Origin of the sequence: Haloferula sargassicola, from assembly GCF_040362925.1 — a bacterium.
GTDB classification, from domain to species: Bacteria; Verrucomicrobiota; Verrucomicrobiia; order Verrucomicrobiales; family Akkermansiaceae; genus Haloferula; species Haloferula sargassicola.
In genome coordinates, this window is the sequence record NZ_BAABRI010000017.1 from 1 (window position 1) to 24,792 (window position 24,792).

Consider the following 24,792-nt stretch of genomic DNA (forward strand, 5'->3'; position numbering starts at 1 on the left):
TTGAACTCGGGGTCGTGTCTTCTGCGTTTGCCTTTCATTTTGTGCGTGTTCGGTTCGGTTTGCGGTACCAACCCACGCTCCACAATCATAGCTTAACCATTGGACCGATTTTCGGGGTCCGGCTCACACAACGCCAATCCTCCTATGGACGCGATCAAGACGATACCAATCGAGATGTAACGTCGACGATGCACTATTTATTGCCGAGACCCTATGGCTGCGAATTGAAGCAGTCGGGCGCCTCCGGGGTGGGTTGAAGGTTGGAAAGGAGGTGTCATGTCTGGTTCAATCCGTGGGCTATCGCCGCGGCACGCGGTCGCGGCGACCTATCCAACAGCAATCGATTAGAGCGAATGAAAACGAACTCAGACACGACCCGCACACTCTACCTCGGACTCGACGTCCATAAAGAACAAACGGTCATCGCGATCCTGGAGGCATCCCGCGAGGCGGGACCCCGTCTCTATGGATCGGTCACCACCTCCCAGCACGCGCTGGAGCGCGCCTGCGTCGCATCGCGAAATCACAAGGCCGCAAGCTCTCCGACCTCCACGTCTGTTACGAAGCCAGCGGCTGCGGCTTCTGGATTGCCCGCAGGCTCCGGCAGATGGGCGTGCGTTGCGAGGTCATCGCCCCCTCGCTCATCCCCACGCGCTCCGGCGATTGCGTGAAAACCGACAAGCGGGATGCACAGACGTGGATTGAAACCGCAAGAGCGATAGCCCCACCGCCCGTCCAACCCGCCTGGGCCCGTTCAACAACCGATAGCTTCGGGGCTACCGCCCGAAGCTATCTTCGGGGTTCGCTTCTTCGATTTATGGCAGCGTGATCGTCCCGAGTGGATGAGTAGTCCCGTCTGGATCCAAATACTCCACCGCATATGAGCCCGAAGGAACCTTGGATAAATCGAGGCTCCCGCATGAAGAACTCATTCCCTTCTCGAAGACGCTTGTCACGACGGACAATCGAATAGTTGAGCCAGCACGGGTCCATCTTAACTTCCTGACGCCGATACCGGAATTCACGATAGTGGGCTTCTTCGTAATGTGGCGAGTCCCTGAGACATCGCAATCGACATCAAGCTCCTTGCTCTTGAGGGTCACCCTCATCCCTCCGACAGACTCGATGAAGGTCCAGTCGCGTTGCTCCTGAGACAGCCACCCGGCCAGTCCGGCGTCGCAAGTTGTCACGCAGGTCCAGAAGGCAATGAGCATGTACCCGAGGTTCTTCATATTCTTAGCGAACCGTTTGTTTAGTAGGCGATTCGGATCGTCTATCCCGGGCGCCACCGAGGGGTAGGATGACAGGCGGTTTATTGATTTGACAAGGAAAATGGGAGGTTTGGAGCGTGATATCAGGGGCGCGTGGGACGGGCTGGAGGACGGCGGGGCGCTGGGCTGATATACCGGCATTTCGGGCGGAAGGTGAGGAGAACCCTGTCATGCGGGAGAGCCTGTCATGCTCGATTTTGGTTTATTGCCAAATGCGGTGATGCGCTTATCCGGCAGGCTTTCAGGTTGTCCGGTGGTTGCGGAACGGGTTTCCGGTCGGCATGCACGTTTCGGCGAGGGCACTGGAAATCTCTGCGGTCGGGTTGCAGGTTTTGGTGAGGTCGTCGGAAGGCTTTCCGGTCGGGTTGCAGGTTTTGGTGAGGTCGCTGGAAGGCTTTCCGGTCGGGTTGCAGGTTTTGGTGAGGTCGCTGGAAGGCTTTCCACTCGGGTTGCAGGTTTTGGTGAGGTCGCTGAAAGGCTTTCCAGTCGGGTTGCAGGTTTTGGTGAGGTCGCTGGAAGGCTTTCCAGTCGGGTTGCAGGTTTTGGTGAGGTCGCTGGAAGGCTTTCCAGTCGGGTTGCAGGTTTTGGTGAGGTCGCTGGAAGGCTTTCCGGTCGGGTTGCAGGTTTTGGTGAGGGCGCTGGAAGGCTTTCCGGTCGGGTCGCAGGTTTTGGTGAGGCGGCTGGAAAGCAGGGGAGGGCACCTTCAAAAACGAGGGGTTCCGGTGGGAGACACACGGGAAGCTCGACAAGTTGGGCGGAGTTCGGGTTTTTTCGTATCCGATGGCTCGGATGGTCCGTCTCAGGGGCATCCGGCCCGAACCGAACTTCACCACGAAAGTCATGATCGATCTGAACCGCTTCTTCAACAACCCCTTCACGGACAGGGCCATCAGCAACACGGAGCTGCAGAAGTTTGCCGAGGACCACTTGGCGAAGCTGGCGGCGGCGAATGACGAGGGGATCTGGGATGCGCTGCTGACCGATGGATCGGCGGCTTATGAGGCTTACTTCGGCGGGCTGACGGATGCTTCGCTGCGGATGGCGCTGCAGAAGGCGGCGACGCAGACGATGAACTCGCGCTGGGCGGAGTTTGTGAAATGGATGACGACCCGCGGTGAGGCGCGCGTGAAGGACCGGGCGGAGAAGCCATCGGCGGTTTACACGGAGTTTTTCCCGCTGGGGCTCAGCGAGTATCATTCGGCGACCGTGCCGCAGGGCCAGACGCTGGTGAATCGTGCGAAAGCCTCGGCGGCGACCCATGCGGCGCTGTTGGGTGCGGATTTCAAGGCGAAGGTGGATGAGCTGGCCGACGGCTATCTTTCCGCCCGTGAGGTGCAGATGGAGCGCAAGGGCGGCCGGGCCGACGGGCGCGGCGACCGCGATGCCGCCAAGGCGGCCCTCCAGGATCGTCTTTTCGTGAACCTGCTGACCCTGGCGATGGCGACGAAGGATCCGGCAAAGTGCGCGATTTTCTTCGATCAATCGCTGCTGGAGAACCCGACGGCTGCAGGGGAGCCTGAGCCGGATCAAGCATGACGAAGGGGTTCGCGGGCCCATGCCCCGCCGCGGCTGGATGGGAGTCGACCGCCGCCGCGCGTGATGTCTGCCGTGCCGGTGCAAGGAATCCGTGGCGGAATGCGGTGCGGGGTGCAGGGGACTCTGGAGCCTGATGGCCGGGGTGGGGGGATTGCCCCTTGAGTTTCCGCCGGGGAAGTCGCAGCTTCGCCGCCTGCCCATGAATCGACCGCTTCTCGCCGTCCTTACCGCCTCCTGTGCCGTCGCTTTTTCCCACGCCGCGGAGGTGCCGAAGGCGCTCAATGTCCTGCCCGAAGGGAAACTGGTGAAGGGCGCGACCATCGCCGTGGTGCCGCCGAAGGAGCTCGACAAGTATCTGGAGATCGTCGAGGCCGCGGCGCGCAAGGATCCGGAGTGGTTCGCCGAGCACTCGAAAAAGTCGGCCCCGGGGGTGCCGCTGCCCTACGACGAGAAACTCGGGCTGACGAAGAAGCAGTACGACGAGTATCTGGCCATCTGGGCGACCCGGGAATTCCGCGCGGTGGAGCCCATCATCCTCCAGCTCAAGCAGACCGAGGACAAGATGTGGAAGATCACCACCGCCGGGGGCGCGTATCCGATTTCCACGCTGAAGTACGATCCGAAGAAGGGCGTCTTCATTTCGCCGAATGGGGAGATGGAGCAGCTCGAGGACGTGAAGGCCGAGAAGGACTCGATCCTCGGCGCCTGGGAAGGCCATGAGTGGCGCTTCCAGGACGAGTCGAGCCTCGGCAAGACCAAGGAGAACTTCGCGGTCGGCAAGACCAGCGACGGCGTTTACGGGATGCTGGTCTACCGCATGCAGGAGGTGTCCGCCGAGGGCACGCCGCTCTACGATAACAGCATCGTGATCCGCTTCCCGCTGGGCGATGCCGGCATCCTCAAGGAAGAGGAGCTGCAGGGCCCCGCGCGCTGATTTCCGCCGATGAGGATCATTGCCGGAAAGGCGGGCCGGGTGGCGATCCGGGTGCCGGGCGAGGTGACGCGGCCGACGACGGATTTCGTGCGCCAGGCCGTCTTTTCGATCCTCGGGGAAAAGGTCGACGGCGCCCGTGTGGCGGATCTTTTCGCGGGCTCCGGCGCGATCGGCTTGGAAGCCTTGAGCCGCGGCGCGGCGAGCTGCGAATTCGTCGAGCAGAACCGGAAGGCGACCGGGGTGATCCGCGCGAATCTGGAGAAGGCCCGGCTCGAGGGCGGTCACGTGACCGCGGGCGACGTCCATGCCTGGGCGAAGCGCTGCGCGGCCACCTTCGACCTGGTTTTCGCCGATCCGCCGTATGCCAAGTCGAAGCTGGACCGCGACCACCTCGCCGAGTTGCTGGCCCTGCCGGCCGCGGCGGCGATGCTGGCGCCCGGCGGCTACTGGATCGTCGAGCAGCCGGCCGAGCGCGACCTGCCGCCGGCCGGAGGGCTGCGGCTGATCGACCGCCGGGAGTATGGCAACTGCGCCATCCTGCTTTACGGCCATCCGGCGGAGTCCTAGCGTCGCCGCCCGATGGAGTGGCCGCTGCTGATCTACCGCCTGCTGCTGCCGGTCTACGTGCTGGCGGCCGGACCGGGCTGGTGGCTGAAAATGGTCCGCCGTGGCGGGATGGGCAGCGGGTTGGCGGAGCGGTTCGGATTTTACCGTGAAGACCTGGAATGGGAGCCCTGCGGCGAGGTCCACGTGCATGCCGTGAGCGTGGGCGAGGCGATGCTCGCGCTGAAACTGATCCGCGCCTGGCAGGCGGCGGAGGCGGGGAAAAAGTTCGTGCTCGCCGTGGCCACCTCGACCGGCAAGCAGGTCGCGCTCGAGACCGCGCCGGAGGGGGTGAGGGTGGTCTATCAGCCGGTCGATTTCCGCTTTCTCGTGCGGCGCTATCTGAAGCGCTTCGAGCCGTCGCAGATCGTGCTGGTGGAGGGCGAGATGTGGCCGCACCTGATGCTCGAATGCTCGCGCCGCGCCATCCCGGTGCGGCTGGTGAACGCCCGCATGTCGCCCCGGTCCCGACGCCGCTATGATAAGCTGGCGGAGTGGGTGCGGCCGGTGTTTCGCCATCTCGATGGAGTCGCGGTGCAGGAAAAGGACGACGCCGAGATCTGGGTGACGCTCGGCGTTTCCGCGGACAAGGTCCGCACCACAGGCAGCCTGAAGTTTGATCCCGGGCCGCGTCGCGAAACGGTGGCCCGGCCGGAGTTTCGCGACATGATCGGTGCGGTGAACGACGGCCGGCCGGTGGTGCTGGCGGCGAGCACGCATGTGGGGGAGGAGCCGCTGTTGGCGGCATCGATCGAGCGGGCGGGCGGCTTTCCGGTGATCGTGCCGCGGCATGCGGAGCGACGTTTCGAGGTGCGCGAGGCGCTGGAAAAGGCGGGCTTCGCGGTGGCCTTGCGGTCGGACTTTTCCGCGCCGACGGCGGGCCGCAAGGTGCTGGTGGTGGACAGCACGGGCGAGCTGCGGGCGTGGACCTCGGAGGCGGAGGTGGTGGTGATCGGGAAGAGCTTCCTGGCCGAGGGCGGGCAGAATCCCGCGGAGGCGATCGAGGCCGGCAAGCCGGTGGTCTTCGGCCCGCACATGGAGAACTTCGAGCCGCTGGCCAGCCGCTTGGTCGATGCGGGCGGAGCCGCGCGGGTGAGCGTGGCGGCGCTGCCGGGAATCGTGCGGGATCTGTTGGAAAATCCGAGCCGCCGGGAGCGGATGACCGCGGCGGGACGGTCGGTGCTTTCCCGGCACCAAGGCGCCGTGGATCGGGTGATCGGGCTGCTCGGGAACTCCCGGAATCGCGGGTGAGATTCCTTTCACGACAAGTTTGTCATTCCCAAACGGGTCGCTAAAGTCGCGGCGTGACCGACCCATCCAACGAGCAGGACGACCTGCTGTCCGCGTTCGATCTGGGCCCTGCCTGGGCCCGCGACAACGCACCGGCGAAGAAGTACGACAACCATCGTGGCGAAGAGGAACGCCCGCGTCGCGGACGCGGCGGCCCGGGAGGCGGCGGAGGCCGCCGCTTCGAGGGCGGGGGCGGCCGGCAAGGCGGGGGAAGGCGCGAGGATCGCCGGGGTGGGGGCGGAGGAAAGTTTTCGGGTCGCCGCGATGGCGACCCACGGCGCGAGCTGCCGGATCCCGCGCCGGGAGTCCGCGTCACGCTCCAGCCGGCGATGGAGGCGGCACACCGCCTGGTAAAGGAAATCCAGCACCGGGCGCGGGTTTACTCGCTGTTCGACGTGTCGAAGATGTTCCTCAACCATCGCACGAGCTATCTGCTGGAGGTCGCGATGGAGCCCTCCAGGCCGCCGATGTTCCGCGGCGTGAAGGACGCCTCGCTTTTCCTCACCAAGGAGGAGGCGATCGCCCACTTCCTGGCCTCCCCGGTGTTCGAGGAGTGCTACGAGAGCGAGGAGATCGAGACCGAAGCCCCGTCGGGAAATTTCCAGGTGGTGGCGAAGTGCGGCTTTTCCGGCGAATGGCTCGGCCCGCCGAATTTCCACTCCTACCAGACGAACCTGCGTCGCCTGCACCGCGAGCGTTTCTCGAACATGTCGTTCGAGCGCTACGCGGCCAGGGTCCGCACCGAGCGCGGCGAGGAGGCGGTCAACGCCTGGCTGGAGAGCATGAAAAAGCGCACCCGCTGGCGTCCGAAGGGGGCCGATGAGGAGGCGTGGACCTTCGACCGCGGCGAGATCGACCGCGATTTCTCGCAGAACCGCTTCGGCGAATTCTTCGAGGAAACGCATCAGGCCGAGCTGCCGGGCGATGTCGATGCGCGCTCGATCTCGATCGGCATCCTGGCCGCGGTGCGGATCGCCGGCAGCCATGCCCGCCGGCATCCGGCGATGATGATTCCTTCCTTGTGCCGGGCGCTGGAGTCCGACCATCTCGCGATCTTCAAAACCAAGGGCAAGCTGTTCTGCGGTCCCGCCCGACCGCATCCGCTGGAGACCTTCGAGGAGCTTTCGCAGCGCCCGTCGGCGATCGTCCATTTCCTCGATGCGAACCCCGAAGCGAAGCTGAAGGATCTGTGGAAGTCCTTGTTGCCGGAGGGCACCGAGGAGCCGCCGAAGGAGTGGCTGGTCGACCTGTTCTGGCTGCTGACGCAGGGTCACGTGCTGCTTTTCGATGATGGACGGCTGGTCCTGCCGAAGCGACGCCAAGGCCCGGCTCCGGCAAAGGCGGCCCCCAAGGCCAAGAAGAAGAAACGGAAATCCTCCTCCGGACCGAGGGTGCGCAAGGCCAAGGTCAAGAGCCACGCCCGCACCATCCGGAAGATCAGCCGCCTCAGCAAAAGCCGGCTCGGAGCCCTGCGGGGCGAGCAACGCCAGTGGGCGCGCCGCCTGGCGCGGCGGGGCCGGATCGCGGCGCTGAAGGTCCACGGCCGGCGCGGGGACCGTCGATAGGTGGAGGTGGATTTCCCGAGCTTGTCCGCCTCCGAACCGGCCGCTAGACCGTCGGGAAATCCATCCTTTTCACTGACCCATGCCCAATCCCTGGACCGGAACCGGAAACCCGTACACCCGTGCGGAAGTCATCGAACGCCTGAACGATACCCTTTCGAAGGGTGAGCCGATCATCGCCGCGGGTGCGGGGACGGGCATCAGCGCCAAGTTCATCGAGAAGGGCGGCGCGGACCTGATCATCATCTACAATTCCGGCCGCTTCCGCATGATGGGCCACGGCTCGACGGCGGGCATGATGGCCTACGGAGATGCCAACGCGATCGCCATGGAAATCGGTGAGTTCGAGGTGCTGCCGGTGGTCAATGAGATCCCGGTGATCTGCGGCGTCCACGCCACCGACCCGCGCCGCCGCATGTGGCACTGGCTGCTCAAGGTGAAAGACATGGGTTTCTCCGGCGTGAACAACTTTCCCACCCACACCATCGTCGACGGCCACTTCCGCGGTGTGCTGGAGGAGACCGGGATGAGCGTCGAGAAGGAGTTCGAAATGGTCGGCCTGGCCGGTCGCATGGACATGTTTTCGATCGTCTACGTCGGCTCGCCGGAGGAGGCGAAACGGATGGCCGAAAACGGCGCCGACGCGATCATCGCCCACGTCGGCACCACCGTCGGCGGCTCGATCGGTGTGACCGGTGCGGTGGCGACCTGGGACGATACGATTCAGCGCACCCAGGAGATCATCGACGCCGCGAAGTCGGTGCGGGACGACATTTTCTACCTCTGCCACGGCGGGCCGATCAACACGCCGGAGGATGTGGACCGGATGCTGTCCGCGACCGATTGCGTGGGCTTCGTCGGGGCCTCGAGCCTCGAGCGCATGGGCGTGGAAGAGTCGCTGACGAGCCTGACGCGCGAGTTCAAGTCGGTGCCGTTGAAGCGCTGAGGCCATGGCCACGATCGCCGTTCTCGGGACGCTCGACTCGAAAGGGGAGGAGCACGCGTTCCTGGCCGGGTGCATCCGCGCGCGGGGTCACGAGGTGCTGCTGATCGACGTCGGCAGCGGCGCGCCTCCATCGATCGGGCCGGACATTTCGCGGCAGGAAATCGCGGCGGCGGCGGGGCTCGATCTCGCAGGTCTTGTGGCTCGCCGGGACCGCGGCGAGTGCGTCACCGCCATGTCCGCGGCGGCGCCGGTGCTCGTTTCCCGGCTGGTGGCGGAGGGTCGCATCCAGGCCATCATTTCCGCCGGCGGCGGGGGTGGAACGGCGATCGGCACCGCGGTCATGCGGGCGCTGCCGCTGGGATTCCCGAAGTTGATGGTCACCACGCTGGCGAGTGGCAACACCGCCGCCTACGTGGGCACCAGCGATCTGGTGATGATGCCGAGCATCGTGGATGTGGCCGGGCTGAACTCCGTGTCGCGCGGCGTCTTTTCGCGGGCGGCGGGAGCCATCTGCGGCATGGTCGAGGCCCCGGCCGAGGCGGCCAGAGGGAAGCCGCTCGTGGTGGCCAGCATGTTCGGCAATACCACCGACTGCGTGAACGAAGCGAAGCGGATCGTCGAGGAAGCGGGCTACGAGGTGCTGGTGTTCCATGCCACGGGAACGGGGGGTCGGGCGATGGAGGCGCTGATCGGGAGTGGAATGGTGGCCGGGGTGCTCGACCTCACCACCACCGAGTGGGCGGACGAGCTGGCGGGCGGGATCCTTTCCGCCGGCCCGGCGCGGCTCGACGCGGCGGGCAAGGCCGGGATTCCGGCTGTGATCGCACCGGGCTGCCTCGACATGATCAATTTCGGCGAGCGGCCGACGGTGCCGGAGCGCTTCAAGGAGCGGGTGATTTACCCGCACAATCCCCAGGTCACCCTGGTCCGCACCTCGGTGGAAGAGAGCCGCGAGCTCGGCCGGATCCTTGCGGAAAAAGCGAACTCCTACCGAGGTCCGGTCGCCATCATGCTTCCTGCCGGCGGGTTGAGCGTGATTGGCGAAGAAGGCGGGCCTTTTCATGACCCGGAGGCGGACGCCGCCCTGTTCGCAGCGGTGGAGGACGCCTGCAGGCGGGAGGTCGAGCGGATTCCGGCCGCGATCAACGACCCTGTCTTCGCCGCCGCCTGCGCTCGCAGGCTGCTGGCTTGGATGACCGGAGCTTGATCGCCGGATCGCGCGTTTTTTCGACTCATGCATGATCCGCGGGTTCGACGGGTGGTCCGGTTCTCAGGCTGAGAATCAACAAGTTCGCGGGAATTTTAATTCGTGATGCCGGATCAAACTGGTTTCCGAATGGTCTTGGTTTGGGAAAAATCCGATGAATTTGGAAATCGAGGTCACCGATGACGATAGGAGTCTGTGATGACGAGCTCCCCTCCAACCCGGATGCCGATTCACGGTGACCGCGCTCTGGAGGGATTCTGTATTTGTAGGCAGGATCTCGGAAGCAGAGGGCTTGAGTCCGCGCGCGCTGACGCCGCGGGCTGCAACGATTTCAATCATGTGCCGGTCCCACCGTCGGACGCTGCCCACAGTCGGAAGTCGGGGGGCTTCCGCATGGCAGAAACTGACGGGAACCATCGGGCTGGCGCAGTGAAGGACGACGCTGATCGGGTAAGGGGGAAACTGTTCAGCGTTGTCCTGTCTTTCTTCACAGAGAAACCCGTCCTGGCGCGCTCTCGTGATTTCCAGCTGGGGGGCTGGACCACGGAGTGGGCTGCTTAGCGGTGCCCGCAGGACGGGCAATGAAGATGGGGCCATGCGGTTTTCGGGGGAAGACGCGTGAGCCCCATCTTCTTTTTTCCCAAACGACGCCGCAGGATCCGGCCGCGTCCGCGTGACCGCCGCTTACTCGCTTTTCTTTCCGGCGGGGGATTCCCCGGCGGGCACGAATTTGAGCACCGTGCCGTTGATGCAGTAGCGCTGGTCGGTCGGGGTGTCGAAGCCCTCGCCCTTGAAGACGTGGCCCAAGTGGCCTCCGCATACCGCGCACAGGACTTCGGTGCGCGCGTAGCCCATCTTGTAGTCGACCGAGGTCTTCACGTTCTTGGCATTGGCCGGGTCATAGAATGACGGCCAGCCACAGTGGGAGTCGAACTTCTCCTTGGAGCTGAAGAGTTCCGCCCCGCAGGCGGCGCAGTAGTAGGTGCCGGCTCCCTGGTTTTTGAATTCCTCGTAGACCTTGCCGTTCGGAGCTTCGGTCGAGGCCTTGCGCAGGATGGCGTACTGCTCGGGCGTGAGTTCCTGCTTCCATTCGGCGTCGGTTTTTTCCACCGGGCCGGTGGGTTGTTCAGGGGCGTGGTCGGCGGTTTCCATGACTTGTTTTTTGGAATCGGTGTCCCCACAGGCAACAAGCGGGAGGCAAAGAAGGAGCAGGAACAGGCGGCTCATGGCGGCACCATGGAGCGTCCCCATCGTTTCCGCAAGTCACCGACCGTCCTCCCGAGACTTGGCGGCCGCGGGAAAACGCGCAAGTTCACCGCATGTCCGACTCCATTCACGAACTCACGCTTCGAATCCGCGGGTTTTGCGATGCGCGAGATTGGGGGCCATTCCACAACGCCAAGGACATGGCGGTCGCGATCGCCGCCGAGGCGGGCGAGTTGATGCAGCACTTCGTGTGGCAACAGCAGCACCAGATCGAAGCCCGCGTGCGAGACCGGAAGGAGGAGATCGCCAGCGAAATGGCCGATGTCGCGATCCTGCTCATGGAAATGGCGGACCGCACGGGGATCGACCTGGGGAAAGCCATCTCGGCCAAGATCGAACTCAATGAAGAGCGCTATCCGGTCGCCAAGTGCCGCGGCAACAACCTCAAATACGATCAGCTTTAGCGGCGGCGATCGGTACACAGAAAGACGCGAGTCGGATTCCCCCCGGATTCGCGACTCGCGCCTTTTCTGAGCCCGGATCAAACCTCGGAACCCAGATCGGCAAGACCTCCCCCCGGAGCGCTTTCCAATCATGAGCGGAACCTTCGGTCCAAACGGACGTGTGCCGAAGCACAGTCGGAAGAAAGCCCGGATACTTTAGCTTTGCAAACTATTATTGCTCCGTGCTTTTCAGGGCATCTACGTAGGTTCGGGTCATTGCGGTCGCGAGGATTTTTCGAGAGACAAGGTTGCCCCCCTGAGGGTTTTACCGGACAAGAATGACAGCCGCATGACTGAACTGTTGATCGATCCCGCGAGAAAGAGCGGATGTGAGGAACTGGAGAAGCTCGAGGAGATCGTGGAGGGCGCGGCGATTCGCCAGCGTTCGCCGATCGATGACCTGCTCGATGCGGGACTGGTCGACGAGGAGCCCTACATGCGTGAGCTCGCCGCCGAGCTGGGCATGGAGTGGCTGCCGAGCATTCCCACGCCGGAAGCCCCTCTTCCCTTGCGTGAAGCGTGTGGCCCGCGGGTGGCCCTGCGGCATCGCCTGCTGCCCATCGAGATCACCGGCGATGATGACCATCCGCGCTTGAAGCTGGCGACATTCGATCCTTTCAACCTCGTCGCCCGCCAGGCGGTCGCGCGGGAGATCGAAATGCCGGTGGAGTGGGTGATGGCCTCCCGCCGCCGGATCCACGAGGCCCTGCGCCGGCTCTACGGTGTGGGCGCGGATACCTTCGAGCAGATCCTCGAGGGCCGCGAAATGGATTTCGCCAACCTCGAAGTGGCCGATGAAGCCAACGTCATCGATGCCGATGAGGACGAGGAGGCGAGCGTGGTCAAGTTCGTCAACCAGATCATCCGCGAAGCGCTCGATCAGAAGGCGACGGACATCCACGTCGAGCCGCTGGCCGACAACCTGCGGATCCGTTACCGGCTCGATGGCCGGCTGATCGAGGTGACCGTTCCGGAAAACATCAAAGCGCTGCAGAGTTCGGTGATCGCCCGTCTGAAGATCATGTCGCGGCTCGACATCGCCGAGCGACGGCTGCCGCAGGACGGCCGGATCAATCTCGAATTCCAAGGCCAGACCATCGACGTCCGCGTCGCCACCGTGCCGACCGTTGAGGGTGAGAGCGTTTCCCTGCGACTCCTCAACCAGCAGAAGTTCAACGTTGATCGCCTTGGCATGGAGCCCTTCGTCCGCCGCCGCATCGAGAGCCTGCTCAAGCTGCCCAACGGCATCATCCTGATCACCGGCCCGACCGGTTCGGGCAAATCGACCAGCCTTTATTCCTTCCTCAGCGAAATCAACAGCCCCGACCAGCGGATCGTGACCATCGAGGATCCGGTGGAAAACAAGCTGCCGGGCGTGATGCAGATTGCGGTGAAGTCGGACATCGGCCTGACCTTCGCCGCCGGCCTGCGGTCGATCCTGCGGGCGGACCCGAACACGGTGATGATCGGGGAAATCCGGGACCTCGAGACGGCGGAGATCGCGATTCGTGCCTCGCTGACCGGTCACCTGGTCTTTTCCACCCTCCACACCAACGACGCGCTCGGCGGCATCAGCCGGCTTACGGACATGGGCGTGGAGCCCTTCCTCGTCTCGGCCGCGGTGCGCGCGTTCCTCGCGCAGCGCCTCGTGCGCCGCTTGTGCGATCACTGCAAGGTGCCGCGCGAGGTCACGTTGGAGGATCGTCAGGAGCTCGGGATTCCGGATGAGATTCAGGGCCAGGCCTACGATGCGGTCGGCTGCGACCGCTGCCGCGACACGGGCTTCATGGGGCGGCTGGCGATTTACGAAGTGGTCGTCATCGGCGGCGTGATGCAGGACCTGATCGCCCACGGCGCCACCGCCGCGGAGATCCGCAAGCAGGCGGTGAAGGACGGCTACATCCCGATGCGCGGCTACGGCTGGTTCAAGGTCATGCAGGGGCTGACCACCATGGAGGAGGTGATTTCGGTGACCTCGACCGACGCCGGAGGAGCCTGATTTTTCCCGACACGCGATGCCCTCATTCAACTACAAGGCGCTGGGAGCGAAAGGCGGGGTGCAGACCGGCCTGGTCGATGCCGGCGACCGCAGCGAGGCCCTGAAACTTCTGGAGCGGCGCGGCTTGCAACCGGTGAGCCTGCAGCAGGTCTCCGCGGAAACCGCGGCCCGCACGAAGGAGAAGGCAACCAAGACCGCCAAAAAGAAGGCTCCGCCGCGCGCCAAGACCGACGAGCCCGGGGAAAACACCGGCCAGCTGAAGCTCAAGCGGGCCGACGTGGTCCTTTTCACCGAGGAGCTGTCCGACATGCTCGGCGCCGGCCTGCAGCTCGAGCCGGCCCTGCGGGCGATGGAAAACCGCCAGGAGCTCGGCTCGCTCAAGGAAGTCGCCCAGCGGATCCGCAACGAGGTGCGCGACGGCACCAACTTCTCCGTGGCCCTCAAGCGCGTCAGCCCGAGCTTCGGCCCGCTCTACTGCTCGCTGGCGGCGGCGGGCGAGGCCTCCGGCGCTCTCGATACCATCCTCAAGCGCCAGGCCCACTACCTGAAGACCCTCGCCGAGCTGCAGTCGCGGCTGATCCTGGCGATGATCTATCCGGCCTTCCTGATCCTGGCCGGCATCGGCGTGTCGGTGGTGTTCGTGACCATTCTCATCCCGCAGCTCACCCAGCTCATCGAGTCCGCCCCGGGCGGCAAACTGCCCGGTCCGATCCGGCTGATGGTGGCGGTGAGCGATCACATGGGTGCCTACTGGTATGTCTACCTGATCCTGATCGTGGCCGCGGGGCTGTTCTTCAAGGCGTGGAAAGATAACGAGGACAACCGACCGACCTGGGACCGGATCAAGCTCAAGCTGCCGCTGGCCGGGCCGGTCATTTCCAGCCGCTTCTTCGTCCAGTTTCTGGAAACGATGGCCAACCTGGTGGGCAACGGTCTGCCGCTGCTGCGGGCCCTGGAGCTTTCCCGAGACGCCACCCAGAACCTGGCCCTGCGCACCTCGCTCAACGAGGTGATCGATCAGGTCGGCGACGGCCGCGCGCTGTCCAAGGCGATGGTCCGCACGGGAAACTTCCCGCCGCTGCTGATCGACATGGTCGCCGTGGGCGAGCAGACCGGCAAGATCGACCAGTCCCTGCGCCGCGCCGCCGAGCGCTACGACCGCGAGCTGAACAAGGACCTCAACCGCATCATGGCATTGATCATGCCGACCATCCTCATCGTGATGGCGATGATGATCGGCACCATGGCTTACCTGATGATCAACGCGATCTTCAACACCATCAGCAAGCTCAACGCCCACTGAGCAGGGCGTGCCGGCGCTCGACAAGCGCCGGTGGATTCTGTTGGATGCGATCATCCTCGGTAGCTTCCAGACTCAGGTCGCCATGGCGGTCGGTGCGGGCGTTCTGCTCGTGCTGGCCCTCTGGTTTCTCGCCCGCCTCGCACTGAAGCCCGCCGGCAAGCGGCCCGGGCTGGTGTTCGACTTCGCCGCGGCGGCGATCGCCACCTGGGGGGCGGGGGCGTGGTCTTTCCCCGGCGAAACCTGGGTCAACCATGCCGGTGCGGTGGCCTGGGTGGCGGGCGCGATGCTGGCGTGGTCGATGGTCGACCGGCTGGTGTTCTCGGCTCGCTTCCAGCGGCGTCGGGCGGTGCACATGCCGATGATCCTGCGCCAGCTGATCGGCTTCGGCGTGTTGCTGGCGGCCGTGTCCGCGGTCCTGACATTCGGTTACAAAAAGGAAATCACGGGGCTCATCGCGACCTCCGGCGTCGCCGCGGTGATCGTCGGCTTCGCGATGCAGGACCTGATCGCGAACGTCATCGGCGGCTTCAGCATCCACATGACCCATGCCTACAAGGTGGGGGATTGGCTGCTGCTCGATGACGGCCGCCGCGCCGAGGTCCGCGAGATCAACTGGCGGTCGACCCGCCTGCTCGACAACGACCAGGTTTCCTTTGAGCTGCCGAACAGCGAGATCGTCAAAGGGCGCATCGTGAATCTCAACCGGCCCGGCGAAGAGCATGCGGTCCGGATGCGGTTCGGACTCGACTACGACGTGCCACCGAATGTGGCGAAGGAGGCGATCCTCGCCGCCACCGCGGAGGTTCAGGGCGTGTTGGGAAAGCCGGAGCCGAACGTTTTCCTGATCGACTACGGTGACTCGGCCATCATTTACGAACTCCGCGTGTGGATGCGCCAGGCGCGGCTTTACAACCTCACCTGCGACCAGATCCGCACCCAGCTCTGGTACGAGCTGAAGCGCCGGGACCTGCGGATTCCCTTTCCCATTCGGACGCTTGAGAAGCGGACGCCGAACGTGCCGGACCACCTTGGCAAGGCCGAGGGCGGGGCGGTGGCGACGGTGCTCTCCAGCGGCGTGCTGGCCTGCCTTTCCGAGGACCAGGCGAAGAACCTGGTGCGCCAGGGCGGCATTCGCATCCACGGCAGCGGCGAGGCCATCGTGCGTCGCGATGAGGAGGGCAGCTCGATGTTCGTCATCCTCGATGGCAAGGTTGCCGTGACCGGCCGCGATGCCTCCGGAGCGCGCATCACGCTGGCCCACCTCGGGGTCGGTGAGTGCTTCGGGGAAATGTCGCTGCTGACCGGCGAGAAGCGATCGGCCACTGTGCGGGCTGAGGGCGACGTCCTGCTGCTGGAGATCCGCAAAGCCGACCTGGCTCCCTTGTTCGAGGAGGTCCCCGAGCTGGTCGAACGGATGGGGGGCCTGCTGGAAAAGCGCCACCTCGCCACCGCCGAGGCCAGCAAGGGCGGCGCGGCCTGGTCGGGCGGCGCGGCGACCGGCGACCAGCGGGTTTCCCTGGCCAGGAGGATCCGGTCGTTCTTCAGCGCCTGAATCCCGGGCTATGCGAGCGGGCGACGACGCCGGCCCGCGAAGACGCCCATGGCCAACATGGTGCAAAGGGCGGTGGAGGGTTCCGGGACGTTGTAGCCGGTCAGAAACACGGTCGATTCAGAACTGAAATCGACTCCCGGAGCGGTATCGACGCTCGCGGTGGCGGTGTTCGAGAAATCCAGGGTCGCGTGGACCGGGTTCTCGTTCGTGGCGATGGCGCCCTGAATCCGATAGAACACGTCGAACGACTGATGGTTGGAAGCCAGCGTGATGGTGGTCCCGAGGAATTCCGACACTTCAAGGTCGACCGACGTGTCCGGGCGCAGGTCTTCGAACCAGCTGTCGAAATAGACGGCGGAGCCGTTGTTGGCCAGTTCGACCCAATTGTTCCAGCTGGCGACGCCGGGATCGAAGATGGCGAACGCGGCATTGGCGAACAACTGGAGCGTGGTGCCGGGAAGAGCGCCATCATCGGTGAAAAGCCGGCCATCCACCCCCAGACCTAGAATCACGTCGGTGCCGGCACCCCCGGTGAAGGTCAGTCGGTCACCGAACTCGGCCAGCCCGACACCGGATTGATTCGGGCCGTTCACGTCCACCAGGTAACGCAGCGCCCCATTTCCCAGATCCGCTTCGGAAAACAAGGTGCGGGTTCCATCGGCGAAGCTCTGGCTGCTGGAAGTGCTGCCACCGACCATCAAGCCGTCGATGATGCCGCCGGTGTTAAGGTTGAGATACGGGCGGACGTAGTAGTCCGATCCAATGGAAACCTGGGCGCTGGCAGCGGCGAAGCCGAAGGCTACGAAGGCTCCAAGAAGAGCAAGGGGGGATTTCATAAGGGAGGTGCCGTTCAATTGAGGCACTCGCCTGCTAGTTGACCGAGCCGCGGAATGTCAAACTCCCTGAGTCGGCTGGTAAGGTTTGGATCACGGGTTCCAGCGGGGGCTTTACAAGTTGTTCATCAACAGGGCTCTATGGAAACGAAGAAGGCGCCTGTTGTTCGTGGTTCCTTGATATCCAATCGCCGATGGATTTTCTCCGGCGCGTGGTTTTCCGCAATTTTTCGGGACCCTGGGACCGACTAGTCCCGTCGCGTCAACTCGACGAACACATCCTCCAGCGTTGATTCTTTCCGGAACAGACTGCGGACGGGCCACTGCTTCCGCACGGCCAGGTCATGGATCCGCTCGCGGGCGTCGGTGCCGGAATCGACCAACACTTCGAGGGCGGCCCAGCCGTCGTCGAGCATGGCGTGGTTGACGCGCTTGACGTGGTCGAGCTTGCCGATCGCCTCGGCCATGGCGGCGGGATCTCCCTGCATTTCCGCATGCACCTTGCCGGCGGCGCGCATGTTGTCGACCAGCGCCTTCGGGGTGTCCTGGGCGCGGATGGTGCCGCCATCGATGATGATCACCCTGCCGCAGGTCATTTCCACCTCGCTGAGGATGTGGGTGGAAAGCAGGATGGTGTGGGTTTCCCCAAGGCGCTTGATCAGTTCGCGGATCTGCCGGATCTGGTTGGGGTCCAAGCCGTTGGTCGGCTCGTCGAGGATCAGCAAATCAGGATCGTGGACCAGCGCATCGGCCAATCCGACCCGCTGCCGGTAGCCCTTGGACAGGACCTTGATCATTTTGCGGCGGACGGATTCCAAGCCGCAGGTCTCGATCACGTGGCTGACCCGCTGGCGGGCCTCGCGTCCGCTCAGGCCCTTGAGGCGGGCGCGGAACTTGAGGTATTCGCGGACCCGCATGTCGTCGTAGAGCGGCACGTTTTCCGGCATGTAGCCGATCTTGCGCCGGGCGTTGATCGAGTCCCGGAACACGTCGCAGCCGCCGATTTCGATGCTGCCGGAGGTGGGCGGGAGGTAGCCGGTGAGCATGCGCATGGTGGTGGTCTTGCCGGCACCATTGGGCCCGAGAAAGCCGACGATCTCGCCGCTGCCGACGGAGAAGCTGAGGTCATCGACGGCGGTATGTCGGGCGAACCGTTTGGTGAGGTCTCGGACTTCGATCATGCGGGAAAAAGGTGCGAAATTGGCCGGATTTGCGAGGTGTGCGGTTGACGCTTCCCGGACGGCCCCTTACCTAAGCGCTGCGCGGCGGGGGCCAAGCGGGAAATGCACGCCCCTCGGCCGCGCACGTCGCATCCGTTGCTCATGAATTCGTCGGTTTCCGCTCGCCAGAACCTGGCGCTCCTGGAGGAAAAGTACGCCCAGTGGAGCGAAGATCCCCGTTCGGTGGAGCCGACCTGGGCCGCCTTTTTCGAAGGCTTCGAACTCGGTGTGGCCCAGCCGAAGGAGCGGGGAGCTGCCGCCCAAGGCAGCTCCGCGACGACTTCCGGAGCCGGCACGGCCAGCGATTTCGGCTTCTACGGCAAGGTGGTGAGCCTGGTTTACAACTACCGGACCCTGGGCCACACGCAGGCCGACATCAATCCGCTCGGGGCCGCCGAGCACAACCCGCGGCTGGTTCCGGACCAGTTCGGCTTCAGCGAGGCCGACTTGGAAAGCGAGGCGTCGAATCCGTTCTTCCGCAATGGCGAGGCGATGAAGCTCCGCGACATGTTCGCGGCGCTGGAGGCCACCTACTCGGGTGCCATCGGCTTCGAGTTCATGCACATCCACAACACGGTCGTCCGCCACTGGGTGCGGGAAAAGATCGAGTCGCGGGTGATGCGCGAGCCCGACCCCGCCGAACGCCAGGCGCTGGCGCTGCAGTGGCTGCTCGAGGCCGAATTGTTCGAGAGTTTCCTGGGCAAGAAGTTCCTCGGGGAAAAGCGCTTCTCGATGGAAGGCGGCGAGGGCGCGATGGTCGTGCTGAACGCCATCCTGCGCGCCTGCCCCTCGGCCGGGGTGCTGGAGATCGAAATGGGGATGGCCCACCGCGGCCGCCTCAACGTGCTGGCCAATTTCGTGGCCAAGTCGCTGCCGACGATCCTCTACGAGTTCACGCCGAACTACGTGCCCGACCTGGTGGCGGGAGACGGTGACGTGAAATACCACCTCGGCTACGAGAGCGTGCGCGAGCTGCCCGATGGCCAGGTCCGCGTGGCGCTGGCTGCCAACCCGAGCCACCTCGAGGCCGTCAATCCGGTGGTCGAGGGCAAGGCCCGCGCCCGCCAGCGCCAGATCGGCGACGACGGGGTGAAGACCGACCGCAAGCGCGTGCTGCCGATCCTGATCCACGGCGACGCCGCCTTCGCCGGACAGGGCTCGGTCGCCGAAGTGCTCAACCTTTCCCAGCTCCCCGGCTACCGCACCGGCGGCACGATCCATCTGATCATCAACAATCAGATCGGCTTCACCACGATGCCGGCCGACGCCCGGTCGTCCTCCTATGCGACCGACGTGGCGAAGATGATCGAGGCCCCGATCCTGCACGTGAACGGCGAGGAGCCGATGGAGCTCTACTGGGCCGCCCGCTTTGCGTTGGAATTCCGCCAGAAGTTCGGCCGCGACGTGGTGATCGACATGTATTGCTACCGTCGCCAGGGCCATAACGAGACCGACCAGGCCGCGTTCACCCAGCCGCACATCTATCGCCAGATCCAGAGTCGCGAACCCATCGGCCAGCTCTACAAAAAGCGGCTCATCGAGAGCGGCACGCTGTCGCAGGAAGAGGCGGACGGCATCGAGCAGACGATCCAGAAGCGCCTCGACGAGGGCTACGAAAAGATGCGCGAGCACGAGGCCAAGGGCGACCGCAACGTGTTTTCCGGCTCCACCGCGGTGGCCCAGCCGGAATACCAGCACGCGCCGGTGCCGACCGGCGTGTCCAAGGAGCGGATCGACCATGTGGGCCGCGTGCTGACGACCGTGCCGGACGGCTTTCACCTGCACCCGACGCTGGCCAAACGCTTCGTGCCGCGCCGGATCGAGGGCTTGGAGAAGGGCACTCCGATCGACTGGGCCTTTGCCGAGGCGCTCGCCTTCGGCACCCTGCTGGTGGAGGGAAACCCGGTCCGCCTTTCCGGCCAGGACTGTCGCCGCGGGACCTTCTCCCAGCGCCACGCGGTGTTTTACGACTCCGAAACGCGCGAGCGCTACATCCCCCTCCAGAACCTGTCGGAGGATCAGGCGAAGTTCTGCGTTTACAACTCACTGCTGTCGGAAATGGCGGTGCTCGGCTTCGACTACGGCTATTCGCTCGGCGCCCCGAACATGCTGACCCTGTGGGAGGCCCAATTCGGCGACTTCTCGAACGGCGCGCAGGTGATCATCGATCAGTTCATCTCCTCCGCCGAGTCGAAGTGGCAGACGCCGAGCGACATCGTGCTGCTGCTGCCCCACGGCTACGAAGGCATGGGTCCGGAGCACTCGAGCGCCCGTCTGGAGCGCTTCCTGCAGCTGTGCGCGGAGAAAAACATGATCGTCGGCAACTTCACCACGCCCGCGCAGTATTTCCACGCCCTGCGGCGCCAGAAGAAGCGGGAGTTCCGCAAGCCGATGGTGCTGATGACGCCGAAGAGCCTGCTCACGCGGCCCGAGGCGGTCTCGAAGATCGGCGACTTCCTCGAGGGTTCGTGTTTCCAAGAGGTGCTGCCGGATCCGAAGACCTTCGCGGATCCGTCGCAGGTGAACCGCATCATCTTCTGCACCGGCAAGCTGTTCTACGACCTGGCCGCCTACCGCGAGGAGCAGGAGATCGGCAATGCCGCGATCCTGCGCATGGAGCAGCTCTATCCCTTCCATGACGAAATGGTCGCCGCGCTGGTGGGGCAGTATCCGAACGCCGCCAAGTTCGTCTGGGCGCAGGAGGAACCGCTCAACATGGGCGCCTGGTCCTACATCTTCCCGCGGTTGGAAAAGGTGCTCGACCATCGCGTGCGCTACGCCGGCCGCGGCCGCGCCTCCAGCCCCGCCGCGGGCTCCAAGGCGATGCATTACCGCGAGCAGAAGTCGCTCATCGAACAAGCCTTCTCGGTCTAACTTTCCATCCCATTTCCTGATTCCATGGCTATCGAAGTGAAAGTCCCCGCCGCCGGTGAATCGATCACCTCGGCCAGCGTTGCCAACTGGCGGGTGAAGGACGGCGACCCGGTGAAATCCGGGGACGTGCTGGTGACGCTCGAAACCGACAAGGTCTCCAACGAGCTGACCGCCGAGGCCTCTGGCCAGATCCGCATCCTGGCTGAAGAAGGCGAGGAGGTGGCGATCGGCGCGGTCATCGCGACCATCGACACCGAGGCCGCGCCCGCCACCGAGCAGGAGGAAACGTCGTCGGAAAAGCACGACGACGCGCCTCCGGCCGCGAGCGGGGAAGGCGAGGTGATCTCGATCAAGGTGCCGGCGGCCGGGGAGTCGATCACTTCCGCCAACGTGGCCAACTGGCACAAGCGCAACGGTGACCGGGTCGCCAAGGGCGAGGTGCTGGTGACCTTAGAAACGGACAAGGTTTCCAGCGAACTCGAAGCCGACGCCGCGGGCACGCTCGAGATCCTGGTGGCGCAGGGCGAGGAGGTGTCGATCGGCACCGAGATCGCCCGCATCACCACCGGGGCCGCCCCGGCGGAAAAACCGGCCGCGGCGCCGAAGCCCGAGACTGCGAAGGAAAAATCCGAGCCCAAGCTGGCCGCCCCGCCCGCCAAGCCGGCGGCGCCGAAGATTTCGCTGGTGGAAAAGACCGAAGAGGAAAAGCCGGCGGCCAAGGACGACAGCGGGCGCACAACCCGCAAAAAGATGAGCATGCTGCGGCGCAAGATCGCCACACACCTCGTCAACGCCCAGCAGACCGCCGCCATCCTGACGACCTTCAACGAGGCCGACATGTCGCAGGTGATGAAGTTGCGCAAGGACGTGCAAGAGAGCTTCGTGGCCAAACACGGCGTGAAACTCGGCTTCATGTCTTTCTTCGTGAAGGCCGTGGTGCAGGCGCTCAAGGACGTGCCGCAGGTCAATGCCAGCATCGACGGCACTGACATCGTCGAGAACCATTTTTATGACATCGGCGTGGCGATCGGCACCGAGAAGGGCCTGGTCGTGCCGGTGCTGCGCGATTGCGACAAGAAGAGCTTTGCCGAAATCGAGGCCGACATCATTGGCTACGCGACCAAGGCCCGCGAGGGCAAGCTGCAGCTCGACGACCTGCAAGGTGCGGTGTTTTCCATCTCCAACGGCGGCACCTACGGCTCGCTGCTCAGCACGCCGATCCTCAGCCCGCCGCAGAGCGGGATTCTCGGCATGCACTCGATCCAGCAGCGGCCGGTGGCGGTCGACGGCAAGGTCGAGATCCGCCCGATGATGTATCTCGCGCTCAGCTACGACCACCGCCTGGTCGATGGCAAGGAGGCGGTAACCTTCCTGATCCGCATCAAGGAGTGCATCGAGAATCCGACGCGCTTGATGTTGGAGATGTGATGAGGGAGGGCCTGCTTGGAGCGCCGATTGTGAAATCGGCTTGAGTGGTTCCTTGAGCGGTTGGGCTGCGGGGGACTCGAAGGGGCGCGGTGAGCGGTTGGGCTGCGGTTTTCCTGTCCGGCAGCCGGTGGCAGCCGCCCCCTTTTGGAGCGCCGATTGTGAAGTCGGCTTGAGTGGTCCCTTGAGCGGTTGGGCTGCGGGGGACTCGAAGGGGCGCGGTGAGCGGTTGGGCTGCGGTTTTCCTGTCCGGCAGCCGGTGGCAGCCGCCCCCTTTAGTGCGCCTTCGCGGCGTCCGCTTCGGCTTTTGACGCCTTTCGTGCTTCGGCGACGAAGTGGTTGCAGGCCTCGCGGCAAAGCAGCGGGATCGCCGGGCGGCCGGTCTCAAGATAGCCGGGGAAGCGGCTGGCTTCGCTGTCTTCGAGCGGCGTCTCGTCGTCGATCTGCCACAGGATCCTCTTCACACAGCAGTTCTCCGGGCCGCAAGTTTCTCTAACAAGACGCTGGGCGCCGGGCGTGCTGAGGTTTCTGGCGAAGCGATACATGCCGGTCTGACGGTTGAGCTTGTCGCGCAGGTTCTCGATGCCGGGATCGCCCGACTGGTGCGCCAGCCATACGCCGAGGGCGGCAGGGTAGAAGAGGTCGAGCGCGGTGCGGAGTTGGCCCACATCATCGAGCAGCAGCAGCCAGCCGCGCTTGAGCGACAGCTCGCTCTTGGTGAAGCGGTAGTGGCCGTCCGCCGCCCAGGTGGATAAATCCCGCGCCGCGGCGGGATCGCGACGGACCTCGAGGGCGTCGAGCCGATCGACATCCTCCAGGTGACAAAGCGCGAAGGCGGCACCCGCGGCATCGGGCAGGATGGCGATTTCCCCGATCTGGCGGATGCCGTCGCGGAGGGCCTGGGCAAGCTTTTCGGCGATCATGAGCGGTGGGTGCGGTCGAAGTCGGCGATCTGGTCGAGGATCACGTCGGCCATGTGGCGCTCGGTGCCGATGGCGGACGAGTAGTAGAGCGTCTTGCCGCGCAGGGAGTGGGGGTTGTGGCGGAAAACCTCGCGCTCGCTGGCGGCGGGGCCGACCTCGGGCTCGATGCCGAGCAGCACCGGGATGTCCTGATAGCTGTGCAGGCCGTCGGCGATGAAGAAAGGGACGACGACCACGTTCGGCGTTTCGGCGAGCCGGTCCCACTCGGCGATGAAGGGCTGCTCCTCCATGTAGGCATCGAGCACCGCGGCGTAGCCGGCACCGGATTCGGTGATGCGCGCCGCCTGGTCCTTGATGGCCTTGGTCGAGTTCTGGTTGAGGCCCGTCCCGTGGCCCACGATGAAGAGGGTGGTTTGCGCGGGATCGACGTCCGGGGCGACCTCGCGGGCGCGGCGGAGGAGCAGGTCGGTCATCGAATCATGGACGCCGACCGGCAGCGTGTAGTGCCAGGTTTTCCCGTGGCGCTCGGTGGTCGGACCGTCCAGCTCGAGCTCGCGCGGGATGACCTCCTGGGTGAAATAGCCCTCGCTGATGAAATCGGGGATGACGTAGACCTCGGCGGCGTCGATCAGGAAGCGGGCCTCGCGCATGGAGGGCTCCTCCTTCCAGAAGCAGCAGTGGACTTCGGCGAACTGGCCGCGCTGGCGGAGCTCGTCGGCGTGGTCGAAATAGGGCGTGGAAGAGTCCGGGTTCTCGGTGGAGCCGTGGCCGACGATGAGCAGGGCGCAGTCGGGTTTGGGCGCGATGGGCATGCGCCGAAGCTGCGCGGGCGGGGCGAGGATGCAAGCCGTTTGAGGGTTGCCGAGATCGTGGCGGATTCAGAGGATCGCCGTGTGAGCTTGCTGAAGCTGTGGTTCGATGAGATGCCGCGCGAGGGGCCGGAAAACATGGCGGTCGATGAATGGCTGCTGGAAACGGTCGAGGCCCCGCTGCTGCGGATCTACGGCTGGCGGGGCGAGTGGGGGACCTGTGGCTACTTCGTGCCTGCCGGAGAGGTCGAGGCGCTGCTCGGCGGCATCCCATGGGTCCGGCGCTGGACCGGCGGCGGCATCGTCGATCATCGTGCGGACTGGACCTACACCCTGGTGATCCCCCGTGGCGAAAGGCTGGCCGAGGCCAAGGGGAGCAGCAGCTACCGGATCATCCATGCGGCGCTGGCGGCGGCGCTGTCTGGCCGGGGCGTGTCATTGGCGGGGGAGCGCCCGCCGGCGCGGGGGGGGGCGTGTTTCACCACCGCCGTGGAGCACGATCTGGTCGATGCCACGGGTCGGAAGCTCGCCGGGGCGGGGCAGCGAAGGACGCGAAAGGGATTGCTGCACCAGGGGTCGCTCGCCGTTTCTCTCCGGCCGGAGGAGGCCTGGAGCTTCGCCCGCAAGCTGGCGGAAGGGGTGCGGGAGACCGAGGTCGAGCCCGATCCGGGGAGAGTGGCCGAACTGGTGAACCTGCGCTATGGAGATGGAGCTTGGAACCATCGGCGCTGAGTGTCATGAAACCATGCTTTTGAAACACTTGGCCCAAGCCATGCTCAGGGTTTCCCATTCCACT

At 64.8% G+C, this 24,792-nt stretch carries 19 protein-coding genes; 14 read left to right on the forward strand and 5 right to left on the reverse strand.

From position 1 onward, the window contains the following. Window positions 1-2,111 precede the first annotated feature (2,111 nt). The 7 genes from ABXH26_RS14505 to ABXH26_RS14535 all read left to right on the forward strand — a co-directional run bounded on the left by ABXH26_RS14505 (window position 2,112) and on the right by ABXH26_RS14535 (window position 9,349). Complete coding sequence (locus ABXH26_RS14505) at window positions 2,112-2,807, forward strand: hypothetical protein (protein ID WP_353567806.1); 696 nt, start codon at window positions 2,112-2,114, stop codon at window positions 2,805-2,807. Window positions 2,808-3,006: 199 nt separating this feature from the next. After that, window positions 3,007-3,741 carry a hypothetical protein gene (locus tag ABXH26_RS14510; protein ID WP_353567807.1) on the forward strand — a complete coding sequence of 245 codons (735 nt, stop codon included), beginning with the start codon at window positions 3,007-3,009 and terminating at the stop codon, window positions 3,739-3,741. Between the two features lie 9 nt (window positions 3,742-3,750). Next, on the forward strand, window positions 3,751-4,308 hold the full coding sequence (gene rsmD / locus ABXH26_RS14515) for a 16S rRNA (guanine(966)-N(2))-methyltransferase RsmD (RefSeq protein ID WP_353567808.1): 558 nt from the start codon (window positions 3,751-3,753) through the stop codon (window positions 4,306-4,308). A 12-nt stretch (window positions 4,309-4,320) separates the two neighbouring features. Further along, on the forward strand, window positions 4,321-5,595 hold the full coding sequence (locus tag ABXH26_RS14520) for a 3-deoxy-D-manno-octulosonic acid transferase (RefSeq protein ID WP_353567809.1): 1,275 nt from the start codon (window positions 4,321-4,323) through the stop codon (window positions 5,593-5,595). Window positions 5,596-5,648: 53 nt separating this feature from the next. After that, on the forward strand, window positions 5,649-7,199 hold the full coding sequence (locus tag ABXH26_RS14525; protein ID WP_353567810.1) for a hypothetical protein: 1,551 nt from the start codon (window positions 5,649-5,651) through the stop codon (window positions 7,197-7,199). A 79-nt stretch (window positions 7,200-7,278) separates the two neighbouring features. After that, window positions 7,279-8,142, forward strand: a complete 864-nt coding sequence (locus ABXH26_RS14530; RefSeq protein WP_353567811.1) for a phosphoenolpyruvate hydrolase family protein — start codon at window positions 7,279-7,281, stop codon at window positions 8,140-8,142. 4 nt (window positions 8,143-8,146) lie between these two features. Beyond that, the gene (locus ABXH26_RS14535) at window positions 8,147-9,349 is read left to right on the forward strand and encodes a Tm-1-like ATP-binding domain-containing protein (protein WP_353567812.1); all 1,203 of its coding nucleotides are present in this window, start codon (window positions 8,147-8,149) and stop codon (window positions 9,347-9,349) included. Window positions 9,350-10,033: 684 nt separating this feature from the next. On the opposite strand, the gene msrB is transcribed toward ABXH26_RS14535, so the two are convergent. Then, window positions 10,034-10,501, reverse strand: a complete 468-nt coding sequence (gene msrB, locus ABXH26_RS14540) for a peptide-methionine (R)-S-oxide reductase MsrB (protein ID WP_353567813.1) — start codon at window positions 10,499-10,501, stop codon at window positions 10,034-10,036. 167 nt (window positions 10,502-10,668) lie between these two features. Between msrB and ABXH26_RS14545 the strand changes: the two genes are divergently transcribed. The 4 genes from ABXH26_RS14545 (at window position 10,669) to ABXH26_RS14560 (ending at window position 15,912) form a co-directional block, all read left to right on the forward strand. After that, window positions 10,669-11,019, forward strand: coding sequence for a nucleotide pyrophosphohydrolase (locus tag ABXH26_RS14545; protein WP_353567814.1), 351 nt, complete (start codon window positions 10,669-10,671; stop codon window positions 11,017-11,019). 328 nt (window positions 11,020-11,347) lie between these two features. Then, complete coding sequence (locus ABXH26_RS14550; RefSeq protein ID WP_353567815.1) at window positions 11,348-13,057, forward strand: GspE/PulE family protein; 1,710 nt, start codon at window positions 11,348-11,350, stop codon at window positions 13,055-13,057. Window positions 13,058-13,073: 16 nt separating this feature from the next. Further along, a complete protein-coding gene (locus ABXH26_RS14555) occupies window positions 13,074-14,360 on the forward strand; it encodes a type II secretion system F family protein (protein ID WP_353567816.1) in 1,287 nt (428 codons plus the stop codon). A gap of 7 nt (window positions 14,361-14,367) precedes the next feature. Continuing rightward, complete coding sequence (locus ABXH26_RS14560; protein WP_353567817.1) at window positions 14,368-15,912, forward strand: cyclic nucleotide-binding domain-containing protein; 1,545 nt, start codon at window positions 14,368-14,370, stop codon at window positions 15,910-15,912. 8 nt (window positions 15,913-15,920) lie between these two features. On the opposite strand, the gene ABXH26_RS14565 is transcribed toward ABXH26_RS14560, so the two are convergent. After that, entirely contained in the window at window positions 15,921-16,748 is an 828-nt protein-coding gene (locus tag ABXH26_RS14565; RefSeq protein ID WP_353567818.1) for a PEP-CTERM sorting domain-containing protein, read from the reverse strand. Window positions 16,749-16,993: 245 nt separating this feature from the next. After that, window positions 16,994-17,926: an ABC transporter ATP-binding protein gene (locus tag ABXH26_RS14570; RefSeq protein WP_353567819.1), complete on the reverse strand. Its 933-nt coding sequence runs from the start codon at window positions 17,924-17,926 to the stop codon at window positions 16,994-16,996. 141 nt (window positions 17,927-18,067) lie between these two features. On the opposite strand from ABXH26_RS14570, the gene ABXH26_RS14575 reads away from it, so the two are divergent. Both ABXH26_RS14575 and sucB read left to right on the forward strand, forming a co-directional pair. Then, the gene (locus ABXH26_RS14575) at window positions 18,068-20,839 is read left to right on the forward strand and encodes a 2-oxoglutarate dehydrogenase E1 component (protein WP_353567820.1); all 2,772 of its coding nucleotides are present in this window, start codon (window positions 18,068-18,070) and stop codon (window positions 20,837-20,839) included. A 24-nt stretch (window positions 20,840-20,863) separates the two neighbouring features. Further along, window positions 20,864-22,267 carry a dihydrolipoyllysine-residue succinyltransferase gene (sucB, locus tag ABXH26_RS14580; RefSeq protein WP_353567821.1) on the forward strand — a complete coding sequence of 468 codons (1,404 nt, stop codon included), beginning with the start codon at window positions 20,864-20,866 and terminating at the stop codon, window positions 22,265-22,267. A 272-nt stretch (window positions 22,268-22,539) separates the two neighbouring features. Here sucB and ABXH26_RS14585 read toward each other — a convergent pair whose 3' ends face one another. Both ABXH26_RS14585 and ABXH26_RS14590 read right to left on the reverse strand, forming a co-directional pair. Further along, window positions 22,540-23,187, reverse strand: a complete 648-nt coding sequence (locus ABXH26_RS14585) for a DR2241 family protein (RefSeq protein WP_353567822.1) — start codon at window positions 23,185-23,187, stop codon at window positions 22,540-22,542. Beyond that, entirely contained in the window at window positions 23,184-23,999 is an 816-nt protein-coding gene (locus tag ABXH26_RS14590) for a CbiX/SirB N-terminal domain-containing protein (RefSeq protein ID WP_353567823.1), read from the reverse strand. Before ABXH26_RS14590 ends, ABXH26_RS14585 begins: the two co-directional genes overlap by 4 nt. 81 nt (window positions 24,000-24,080) lie before the next feature. On the opposite strand from ABXH26_RS14590, the gene ABXH26_RS14595 reads away from it, so the two are divergent. After that, complete coding sequence (locus tag ABXH26_RS14595) at window positions 24,081-24,728, forward strand: lipoyl protein ligase domain-containing protein (protein WP_353567824.1); 648 nt, start codon at window positions 24,081-24,083, stop codon at window positions 24,726-24,728. Window positions 24,729-24,792 lie beyond the last annotated feature (64 nt).